10 protein-coding genes are annotated in these 10,933 nt (G+C 50.9%); 2 read left to right on the top strand and 8 right to left on the bottom strand.

Going from position 1 to position 10,933, the window contains the following annotated elements:
- Positions 1-486: 486 nt before the first annotated feature.
- From BLQ79_RS06640 to BLQ79_RS06605, 8 genes are all read right to left on the bottom strand, one after another.
- A complete protein-coding gene (locus BLQ79_RS06640; protein ID WP_159427869.1) occupies positions 487-1,386 on the bottom strand; it encodes a tetratricopeptide repeat protein in 900 nt (299 codons plus the stop codon).
- 7 nt (positions 1,387-1,393) lie between these two features.
- Entirely contained in the window at positions 1,394-2,419 is a 1,026-nt protein-coding gene (locus tag BLQ79_RS06635) for a tetratricopeptide repeat protein (protein ID WP_091365102.1), read from the bottom strand.
- Between the two features lie 29 nt (positions 2,420-2,448).
- On the bottom strand, positions 2,449-3,624 hold the full coding sequence (locus BLQ79_RS06630; RefSeq protein ID WP_091365100.1) for a tetratricopeptide repeat protein: 1,176 nt from the start codon (positions 3,622-3,624) through the stop codon (positions 2,449-2,451).
- Between the two features lie 54 nt (positions 3,625-3,678).
- A complete protein-coding gene (locus BLQ79_RS06625; RefSeq protein ID WP_091365098.1) occupies positions 3,679-5,022 on the bottom strand; it encodes a tetratricopeptide repeat protein in 1,344 nt (447 codons plus the stop codon).
- Positions 5,023-5,165: 143 nt separating this feature from the next.
- Complete coding sequence (locus tag BLQ79_RS06620; RefSeq protein ID WP_091365096.1) at positions 5,166-6,113, bottom strand: M23 family metallopeptidase; 948 nt, start codon at positions 6,111-6,113, stop codon at positions 5,166-5,168.
- The gene (locus BLQ79_RS06615) at positions 6,094-6,984 is read right to left on the bottom strand and encodes a DUF4446 family protein (RefSeq protein ID WP_091365094.1); all 891 of its coding nucleotides are present in this window, start codon (positions 6,982-6,984) and stop codon (positions 6,094-6,096) included. The genes BLQ79_RS06620 and BLQ79_RS06615 overlap by 20 nt, the downstream gene beginning before the upstream one ends.
- Positions 6,985-7,019: 35 nt before the next feature.
- On the bottom strand, positions 7,020-7,883 hold the full coding sequence (locus BLQ79_RS06610; RefSeq protein WP_091365092.1) for a ParB/RepB/Spo0J family partition protein: 864 nt from the start codon (positions 7,881-7,883) through the stop codon (positions 7,020-7,022).
- Positions 7,870-8,637 (bottom strand): ParA family protein, encoded by a 768-nt coding sequence (locus tag BLQ79_RS06605; RefSeq protein ID WP_091365090.1) that lies wholly within the window; start codon positions 8,635-8,637, stop codon positions 7,870-7,872. Before BLQ79_RS06605 ends, BLQ79_RS06610 begins: the two co-directional genes overlap by 14 nt.
- A 235-nt stretch (positions 8,638-8,872) precedes the next feature.
- On the opposite strand from BLQ79_RS06605, the gene aroD reads away from it, so the two are divergent.
- Both aroD and BLQ79_RS06595 read left to right on the top strand, forming a co-directional pair.
- Complete coding sequence (aroD, locus tag BLQ79_RS06600; protein WP_091365087.1) at positions 8,873-9,589, top strand: type I 3-dehydroquinate dehydratase; 717 nt, start codon at positions 8,873-8,875, stop codon at positions 9,587-9,589.
- A gap of 114 nt (positions 9,590-9,703) precedes the next feature.
- Complete coding sequence (locus BLQ79_RS06595) at positions 9,704-10,153, top strand: universal stress protein (protein ID WP_091365085.1); 450 nt, start codon at positions 9,704-9,706, stop codon at positions 10,151-10,153.
- Positions 10,154-10,933: the final 780 nt, after the last annotated feature.

Below are 10,933 nucleotides of genomic sequence, written 5' to 3'. Positions count from 1 at the left end.
TCTTCCAGAACGGGAAACGTGTTGCATTCTTCCCGTGAATCAGCTTTCGCGTGCTTACTTTTTAACAAAGTGGAAGAAGTGCAACATAGTATCGTTATTCCTTCAGATTCACATAGTGGAATCAACTATCCACCATTCGCTAATGCGAACGGTCCACCCTTTCTTTCAAGAAAGGAGCTGCATTTTGCATTTTCCCTTTTGGAGAAACTTTAGCATTCTTAGCTTTTATAAGAAATATTCCGCTTCACACCGTCCCGAATTCCATAGAAATTTGCCGACAGCAGACAAAGTTTGCGACTTTTACCCTTTCTCTCCAGAACGGAAAAATGTTTTTTATTCCGCTCGTTTATGCAGCTTTGGAATTCTTACCTTTATACACGACATTAAAAAAACAGACTTTCCATTTTTATGAAAAGTCTGTTTTTCTTTTTATACTTGTGCAAATGAGCGAAGCTAATCTGCACACTCTGGCCTCATTCCTCAAATCTAAATCCTGTCTTTTCCGCTCTTCTCCAGCACTTCCAGTCGGAACTGACTTTCGTCGTCGCCTTCTTCGGCGGCTTCTTTATAGAGGGTTCGTGCTTTTTCCATATCTTCCGGCAATCCGCCAAGGCCTTTTTCGTAGAAGTAGCCTAAGGCGCCTTTGGCCAGGGTGTTTCCCATTTCGGCGGCCCGCTGGTACCACAGGGCGGCTTTCTGTTCATCGGGAGGAACCCCTATGCCATTTTCAGCGATGAGTGCCAGGCGGTAGGCGGCATCGGAGGATCCGTCTTTCCATGCCTTCTTCAGGAGGGAAAGGCCTTTTTCCCTGTCCATGGCGGTGCCTATACCGTCGTACCAGGCGCATCCCAGCTGATATTCGCTGTAATGGTCATGACCTGCTGCGGCGGCCTTGCTGTAAAAGGCAAACGCCCTGGCCTCATTCTTGTCCACCAGAAGGCCTTCCTGGCACAGGTCACCCATCTTTTCCAGGGCATACCAGTAGCCCATGGCGCAGGCCTGAGACAGGAGATGGATACCTTCTTCGAAGTTAATCATAATGCCGCCGGACAGATACATATCGGCCAGCTCTACCTTGGCAAAGCAGTCATTGTCTTCTGCCATGGCACGGGCTTTTGGAAAAGCATCCTTAAGCAGATGATATCGGTCATCCATACCCAGCCAGCGTGCGGCGGCCAGGATGGCCAGAGCATCTCCTGCCTTCTGTCCTTTGTCAAACCATGCGGCCGCCTTATCTTCATCCTGCGCGGTATGGCCCAGTCCATGTTCCAGAATAAAGCCCAGGAAATACATAGCCCGGCCATTTCCATTTTCTGCCTCTTTTGAAAACAGAGCCAGGGCTTCGTCCGCCTGCCCTTTAAAAAGTAATTTTTCTGCCTGCTGCATAACACCCTCACACGTTCCAGTCATGAATAAGCCGTTCAGCCATATTTTCCGGATTCTTCAGGTACATCTGCGCGGGAATATATCCCATCTGCGCTGCCAGGCGGATTTTAATCATTCCCTGTTTTTCGTCCTGTTTTGTACCACATCCGGCCATCTGCAGAAATCCTGCTGCAAATACTCCGGCCGGATAATTTCTGAGGCAGGCCCGGCTGACAGCTGCCCATGTCTTTTCCTTTTCCCCACGGGAGGCATACACTTTGCCCAGGCGGTAGCTGGCTTCCCCATTGCCTTTTTCATCGGCCAGGCGGAGCCATTCCATCGCCTTTGCCTCGGATTCTTCATTGCCTGTATCCCGCAGATATCCATTGGCCAGCCGCATAGCTGCCGCCGGATTGCCGAGGGAGTACGCCCGTTCATAGTGATGAACCGCCTTATTCCATGCCGGTTCGGTTCCCCATCCGGCTTCATAGCATTCGCCCAGATAGAATTCTCCATCAGGAACTCCCATGAGCGCCAGATGATTGGCCTGATTGAACACATCCCTGCGGGATTCCCTGTCTTCCTTCAGCCGTTCTGTCTGGAGCAGACGAAGCCGTGCCAACCAGTAATCCTGCGAAGCCGCACAGCGGAGCCAGGAAAGAGACTCCTCTGCATCCTTTTCTGTACCTGTCCCATAGAGAAGGCAGGCCGCCCATTCCGTCATAGCCAGCACATCGCCGCCCTCTGCCATGCGGGAAAGAGCATCCGCCATGGCCACGTCATCTTCCGTTTTCCCTGTGCGGGAAAGTCCGCCCACTTCCATGGTGCAGCAGGCGCTGCGGCAGAGCACCTTTTCCTCGCTGTCTTCTTTCCCTTTGGAAAAGGCAGCCATGGACCGGAGCAGTGTCCGGGTATCGCCAGTGTATATCCCCTGGGTCAGGAAAATCTGGCCAAGGGCATACAGAGCCCGGCCATCATTCTGCTGTCCTTCCTTCATAAGGGAAGGCATGGCTTCTTTGAGCTGGTAATGAATAAATTGTGCTTCGGCTTCCATAGGTTGACCTCCCTGGTCACGAAAACGAATCAGATACGGCGGAGTGCTTCCAGCAGATTGACCTTTTCTCTGGAATTCAGTACATCCTTAGCATCCACTACGCCGGCAGCGGCGGCCTGTTCCAGAAGGACACGGCCTCTTCTTCTGTCCACCTTCATGCCAATGCCCTGCATCTTCATGAGGCCAAGAATATAATAGCCTTCCGGCCAGCCGGCCTGTGCCGCCTTTTCCATATATTTAATACCATCCTTAATCTTTGCCGTATAAATCTTAAAGCGTCCCATAGCAAAGTAGCCCCGGCCATTTCTGGTCTTCACTGCCTGCTTATACCAGTTTTCGGCAGCCTTCATATCCTTCGGCACACCGCGGCCATAGTAGGCACGGTCACCCATAACGCACATAGCATCTACGCTGCCCAGCTGAGCTGCCTTTTCAGTCCAGATGGTGGTCTGAATTTCGCTGGCCTGCGGGAACTGCTTGTCATCATAGAGACGGGACATGCTGTATACAGCCAGAATGCTGTCTTCTCTGCGACAGGCCATATCGTAGCAGCGTCTGGCCTGTTCAAATGATTTTTCACATCCCAGGCCAAAGTGGTAGCAGTCGCCCAGACGCACCAGAGCCAGACTGTCTCCCATTTCTGCTGCCTTTTTTACGTAGTTAAAAGCCTTTTTACGGATTTCGGTGTCCTGCTGGCGCATGAGGATACCTGCCGCCTGGAGCATAGCCGCCCAATAGCCGGCATCGGCAGCCTTTGTGAGCCAGGACAGAGCCATGTCTCTGTCCGGCTTAACCAGAATGCCAAATCCATACGCCATGCCCAGTTCCATCATAGCCAGCACATCGCCACCTTCCGCCATCTTGATGACTGACGGCAGTGTGTTGTCATCCTTTACCATTTCCTGTGCCTTAGCCGCCAGTTTGGCTCTCTTGGCACTGGTAAGTTCCTGACCATGAAGACCTACATCATACCGTGCATAAGCGATGAGGCAGAGCGGATCTCCGGCAATCAGTCCATCGGCCAGAATACGGAGACCTTCTTCACGCTGTTTTACATTTTCAGTAAACATAAATTCATGTACCAGCATTTCTCCCAGGCAGTAGATACCCCGGGGATTTCCATTCTTTGCCATACGGCGAAGACCTGCTGCCGCTTCCTTGAATTCGTGATTAATAAAACGTTTTTCAGACAATGTTTTGCTCATGAATCTAATCTCCCTATCTTTTTATATTACGTACACTCTTATTTCTTATACTGCTTACTGTTTAAAACTTCCAAGGGTAATTCCCCAGAGGTTCTGTTTAATCAGAGGCGCTTCTGCGTCTCCCTGGTTTTCCGACCGGTCAAGCCATTCTCTGGCTGTTTTTTCGTTCCTTGGCACACCGGCCCCTTTATAGTAACAAATTGCAAGGAAATTTTCCGCTGTGGTAAATCCCAGCGCAGCGGCACGGGTAAACCACTGTACCGCTTCTTCGCTATGCCCTTCTTCCAGTGCAATCTGTCCCAGCCTGGTCATCGCCTGTTCCTGCCCGCCTTCTGCGGCATCCACGTACAGGGCCACAGCCTTCTTCTTATCTTTCGTCATCCCTTCGCCATACCAGGCGCATTCTCCGAGATAGAAAATCCCATCCGGATCTCCACTTTCCGCTGACTGTGTGAACCAGTCTACCGCCTTCCGGCTGTCCTGTTCCACCCCGAGTCCGGACAGGTAAATCGTCCCCATACGGACAGCGGCTGCCTTATCCCCATTATCCCAGGCTTTTTCAAACAGGTCTCTGGCCCGCCCAAAATCCTGCGCAGTGCCACGCCCATAGTAATAACAATCCCCCAGCTTGTACAGCGAGGCAATATACCCGCCTTTCACTGCGGTGCGGAAATAGGTAAAGGCTGCTTTTTCATCCACCGGCATCCCTTCTCCCAATACGGCCATGGTTCCCAGTGCGTCGGCCGCTTCCATAGAACCATGGGCAAGCGCCCTCTTATAGCAGGTGACCGCCTTTTCCAGGTCCTGTTCCACACCAATGCCTTCATAGTAGCACTCCCCTAAGTGGAACTCTCCACCCCGGTACCCCAGTCCGGCGGCACGGAGGAAATAGGACCAGGCGTCCTTTTCCTTTCCCTTGCCCAGGGCCCGTTCCTTATACAGCACCCCCAGGTCATCCATAGCCATGAAAAATCCGGCGTCAGCCGCCCGTTTGAGCCACATACTTCCGCCTTCTATCTCCTGCTCCACGCCCCAGCCATTGATATAGAGCACACCCAGTTCATACTGAGAAATAACATCTCCTGCCGTGGCCTTTTCCAGAATCCGGTGCTTCAGCGTCTCATCCACCGCCACGATTTCTTCCGCCCGGCGGTAAAGCAGACTGGCCAGTTCCACCCAGGCACCCGGTTCTCCGGTTACGGCACTTTTTTCCAATGCCGTAAGGCTCTTTTCCTGGTCCTTTTTTACATGTCCCAGCCCATAACCATGCAGGACGCCCAGAAAGAACAGGGCCCGGCTGTTGTTTTCTTCTGCCAGTTCTTCAAACAGAGGAAAAGCCCTGTCAAACTGACAGGCCAAGAACAGTTTTTCCGCTGTTTCCAGTTTTGTATTATTCATCGTTTACTCCCGGTGAAAATGCGCTGTATGTTTCACGTGAAACACATCTTTGACATGAAATGAAAAGGAGATGTAACAAAGCAGAAAACGTTTTATTACATCCTTTTCCCGATTATCTATATATGATTATTGTACATCTTTTCTTATCGTTCCGGGAGGAACAGGGTTGGATCTACCGCCTCGCCGTTGACACGCACTTCATAGTGGCAATGCGGTCCCGTACTGTTTCCTGTGCTGCCGATAAGGCTGATGGTCTGGCCCTGTACCACCTGATTCCCTACAGAAACCAGGAGGGCCGAATTATGACCATACCGTGTCTTAATCCCGTTGCCATGATCGATTTCCACCAGATAGCCGTATCCGTTCACCCATCCGGCCTGAGTAATCCGTCCGTTGGCCGTAGCGTGAACCGGATTGCCGTAGCTGGAAGCAATATCCAGCCCTTCATGATAGGTAGATCCTATGCCGCCAGGGCTGATGCGGAAACCGAAATGACTGGAAACCACACCGCTTACCGGCCAGATATCCGGGGTAACAGAACCAGTAGACGCAGTAGAAATACCAAGGCCTGCCGGCATAACCGTACCGGCCAGATTAGTCATCGCTGCGCTTCTCAAATCAATCATCTTCTTAATCTGATGATTCAGCTTATTATCCAGTGCCACCATTTCATTGAGCAGCTGCCCCGGAGTGTGTACTTTGTCAGAAACCGGCCGGCTCTCTCCTCCATTGGAGGCTATATCCGGTACGGTACTGGCACCGCCCTGCCCATTCTGCAGAGAATTCTGAGTAGCCGGAGTCTGGGACAGATTGCCATTCACCATGCTCTGCATCTGTTCTGACAACTTGTCCACCGTCTGAGATTTCCTTACCAGGTCATCCATACGCTGTTCCGCCAGCTTCATCTGATTCCTGTACAGTTCATTCTGCGCCTGAAGGGACGTCATGGAGTAAATGGAATAGATGGATGTTCCTACAAGAAGAAGGAGCACCGCACCGATTCCGGCTCCTGCATATTTAATTTTCTTTATATCGTCTTTAGTGAAGAAGAGTCCAAGCTCTCCCGTTGTCTTATTTTCTTCTTTCCTCATGGTTTACTCTGTACTGCCCCCTTCTTGCGGGACGCTTGCTTCCACTGCTGGAGAACAGGGACAGATCCGCTTCTGTCGCATTGCCCAGCGGCTTTACAGGCTGTGCACTCTGTGTGGAAACAAATGGTTCATTGCCTGTGCTTCGGATTTCCGTTTTTACTGCCTGGCTGGCCGGTTCTGCCGGTGCGGCTTCCTGTACCGGCGCCGGCTGAACTTTTTCTTCCGCCTGACGCACTGGCTGTGCCGGTTTCTCATGCTTCGGCTTTCTTACGGTTCTGCGTCTCTTCGGTTCTCTCTTCTTTTCCCGGTGTTCCCGTTCCTGACGCTCTGCCTCTCTGGCAGCTGCCGCTTCCTGTGCAGCCAGAACCACATTAGGCATCTGGGTATTCAGTGCCATATTGATGCTGTCTGCTTCTTCGGAAGACAGGGAAGACTTGCACCGGCCATTAATTACTCTCTTGGCATAAATACGGGAAGTACCGCTGCCGGTGAGGCAGGAGAATACGAACCCATCGTTGCGTCCATTGAGCAGCGTGAGGGAGAAGCTGAGCTTATCCCCGGTAGCATCGAACGCATCGTAATTAATCAGCCCCATACGCTGAAAAGACTCCAGCTGCATATTGGCCAGAAGTTCCTGCTGGTGCAGCATGCCTTCGGATGCACTCACCATATCACGGAGCTGCTTGACTTCCGCAGACAGCTGTCGTTCCACAGACACTCCATCATGACCATTCATAAAATAATGATATTTCTTATTGATCCGGTTTAACTTAGCTTTCAGGATAAATACCTGAGCAATCAGAATAACCAGCAGAACGATTGCAAGGCCGGCCCCTGCATAAACCAGCATATTCAAATTAGCTGCCAACATAATTATACCTTTAAACCCTCCACGTACATAAGTACTTACATTGTATCCCCTGTGAGATAAGCCATCAGGCGTTTAAATTCCTCTTCACTGGTAAAGGAAACGGAAATGCTTCCCCTGGATGCATGTTTCCCTTTTCCAAACTTAATCTTTACCGGTGTGCCCATGGCGGTGTGCAGCCTTTCTTCCATATCGTGAATCCAGCTGGACCCATCATCACCAGATGTATTTTTCTTACCTTTCTTTTCTCCTTTATGACGGCGGAGAAGTTCCTCCACCTGCCGGGCAGATAACCCCTCTTCTGCAATCTTCCTGGCCATGCGGATCTGTTCCGCCGGGCTGGAAAGCGTAAGGATTGGCCGGATTTGTCCTGCAGTCACCTTATGCTGGAGAAGGAGCTCCTTCACCTCATCGGGAAGAGAAAGGAAACGGACCGCATTGCCTATATAGGAACGGCTCTTTCCCACGGCTCTGGCCATGGCTTCCTGGGTATATCCATATTCATCCATAAGCCGGTGATAGGCTTCTCCTTCTTCAATCACCGTCAGGCCTTCCCGCTGCAGATTTTCAATAAGGGCAATCTCTGCCGACTGCTTATCGCTGTAATCCCGCACAATGGCAGGGATTTCCTTCAGCCCCGCCATTTCGGCCGCCCGGAGGCGGCGTTCCCCGGCGATAAGTTCATACTGGTGATTTTTGCGCCGCACCAGAATCGGCTGTACCACTCCGTGTTCCCGGATAGAATTGGCCAGCTCCCCGAGTGACTCTTCATCAAATGTGTGACGCGGCTGGTATTCATTCGGCACAATCAGGGAAATTTTCAATTCTTCCGTTCGTTCCGCCGTAAGGTCATCCCCCAGCAAGGCTCCCAGTCCGCGGCCAAGTTTCTTACTTTTCGACACGTTTCAAAACCTCCCGACTCAACTTCTTGTAAGCTACGCCTCCTTTGGATTTGGGTGCATACAGCGTAATCGGCTGTCCAAATCCGGGCGCTTCCGATAATTTCACGCTCCGGGGAATCACCGTCTTGAACACGGTATCTCCGAAGTAGGATTCCACTTCATCCCGTACCTGCACAGACAGGTTGGTCCGGCCATCGTACATGGTAAGCAGAATCCCCAGAATATCCAGATCCGGATTCAGGTTCTTCGTCACCGCATGAATGGTCTTCACCAGCTGGGATAACCCTTCCAGCGCATAGAATTCTGCCTGAATCGGGATGATGACAGAATCTGCGGCAGTGAGTACATTCAGCGTCATGAGCCCCAGTGCCGGCGGGCAGTCGATGATAATATAGTCATACTTGTCCCGCACCTGGGAAAGGATGCGTTTCAGAATGGTCTCTCTGTTTTCCATGCCTACCATTTCAATTTCCGCACCTGCCAGATTCATAGAGGCCGGAAGCAGAAACAGCCGTTTCATATCTGTATCAACAATGGCTTCCTCCACCGGAGCATTTCCCATCATGACATCGTAAATGTCCGGGTCGAAGTGCCGGCGCTCCATGGACAGACCGCTCGTGGCATTCCCCTGCGAATCTGTATCCACTATTAGCACCCGGCGGCTGTGCTTGGCCAGAAACGCCGACAGATTTACCGCTGTGGTCGTTTTGCCAACGCCGCCCTTCTGATTAATAATGCCAATAATTTTCGCCATACCGATTCCTCACCACCGAAAACTTTTTCTCTCAGGAAAGAGAGGAAAAGCCTTCTGTTTTCAATAAAAAAGTATCCTTTTTATTATAACATAATCAAAACCGAAACGTTACGAAAAAAGCAGAACAAACTTCGCCTTTCCATGCTATACTTAACGTAATCTTTCCCGGCAGAACCAGGGAAATGAATCCTTTCCCTTTTTCCCTCTGCCTTCGTCTGCAAAAGGAGTGATTTCCATGCCTGAAAAACCACTGATCGCCATCCCTGTGGCGGCTCATACCCTGCAAGAGCTGAAAGAAAAGGCAGCTGCCATCCGTTCCCTTCCCTTTGATGTGCTGGAGTGGCGCATGGACGGACTGGATGCCCTCTCCCCAGAGCTGGCAACGCAGGGACTCTCCCTGGTAAAATCTGAAATCTCCACCCCCATAATCGCCACCGTCCGCACCAGCAAAGAGGGCGGCAGCTTCCCCTACGAAGATGCCCTCTATGAATCCTGTGTCACCGCCGTCATGACCGGACTCCGCCCGGGAAGCGATGCCGTAGATGTGGAAATGGAACGCACACCGGCACCCCGACTTATTGAAAAAGCCCGTGCCCTTGGCCTTTCCGTCATCGTAAGCTTCCATGATTTTTCCCGCACTCCGAAGAAGGAAGACATCGTTTCCCGCTTCCTTACCATGAAAGCCCGGCACGCTTCTATAGGAAAAATTGCCGTCATGGCCCACTCCAGGGACGATGCCTGCACCATGATGGATGCCATGGCCCAGGTACATAAGACCGCGCCGGATTTCCCATTCATCGGCATCTCCATGGGTCCATTCGGCCAGATTACCCGCATCCTTGGCGGCAAGGCAGGCTCCATCCTCACCTTCGCCTCTGCCGGCGAAGCCTCTGCTCCCGGACAGATTTCCGTTTCCGCTATGAAGCAGGAGCTGGATAAAGCTTATCGGTAATTACACAAATTTCATTTTCCGGTTTCATTTTGTTATAATCGTGTTATAATATAAAACAATAAAATATTCTGACATAAGCCACAGGTTTTATCAGCAGATTCTTCAGGAGGTATTATGTTTACCTTTGATAACATTACACTTGACAGGATTCTTGTTCCGGTAGACGGTTCCAATCAGTCCAAGGAAGCCCTTCGCCGTGCTGCGTTCATCGCACGGCAGTTTGACGCATCCATCACTCTCCTTTCCGTAGTTGAATTCGGAAAAGTAATGAGTGGCGTCCAGCAGGTAAGTACCGGCGGCTATGTGCCGGAACACCTCACCGCAGGCGCTGAAGAAATGCTGAAAAAAATGGCTAAACTGGTGCCGGAAGATATTCACGTAGAAACCGAAGCTCTCTTAGGCGATCCCGCCGAAGTGGTAGTGGAAGAAGCAGAAGAAGAACACTACGATCTGGTGGTCATGGGCAGCCGTGGCCTGGGAAAGATCAAAGGTATCTTCATGGGCTCTGTAAGCCAGCAGGTGGTGCAGGAGTGTAAGTGTCCAGTGCTGGTCATCCACGGGTAAATTGGGCCGGTCCGGGCGCATAGCTTACGCTACATGTAAAAAAATCATCGAGACGTACCATACGCGTACAGTCCCGATGATTTTTTTACACTCCGCGCAACCTCTGCATCCCGGCCTGGCTCCAATTTACAGATTAATTTACAGATTAATTTTTCCGGGACATACCATACACGTATAGTCCCAGGAACTTTTTTACATTCCGCATGACCTCTGTATCTCAGCCTGCCACGAAATCAATGCATGATAATGATAAATGAGCGCATAGCTTGTCCCGAAATCTCAAAAGGATTCATACGCGTACAGTCCCGATGATGTTGTTACACTCCGCGTAGCCTCTGCCTCTCAGTCTGGCTCCAATTTACAGATTAATTTTTCCGGGCGTCTGCGCACATATCTCCTGCTCCACACAAAAAAGTCCCTGGTACATACCATACGCGTACAGTCCCAGGAACTTTTTTACATTCCACATGACCTCTGTATCTCAGCCTGCCACGAAATCAATGCATGACAATGATAAATGAGCGCATAGCTTGTCCCGAAATCTCAAAAGGATTCATCGAGACGTACCCTACGCGTACAGTCCCCATGATGTTTTACACTCCGCGCAACCTCTGCCTCCAATTTTCAAATAACCAGCAATCTTATTTTTTATTACATACATGATGGATTCATATCCAAAGAAAAGCCGTAAATTCGAGGAGATCTTCCACCCTGGACGGCGTCATTCGAAACGGATGCAGAACCTCCGCGTACAGAGTACAGCGGAGAACCTGATCGGTT

This window comes from Dialister histaminiformans (assembly GCF_900103425.1).
GTDB classification, from domain to species: domain Bacteria; phylum Bacillota; class Negativicutes; order Veillonellales; family Dialisteraceae; genus Allisonella; species Allisonella histaminiformans.
This window is presented reverse-complemented; position numbering and strand designations above follow the sequence as displayed.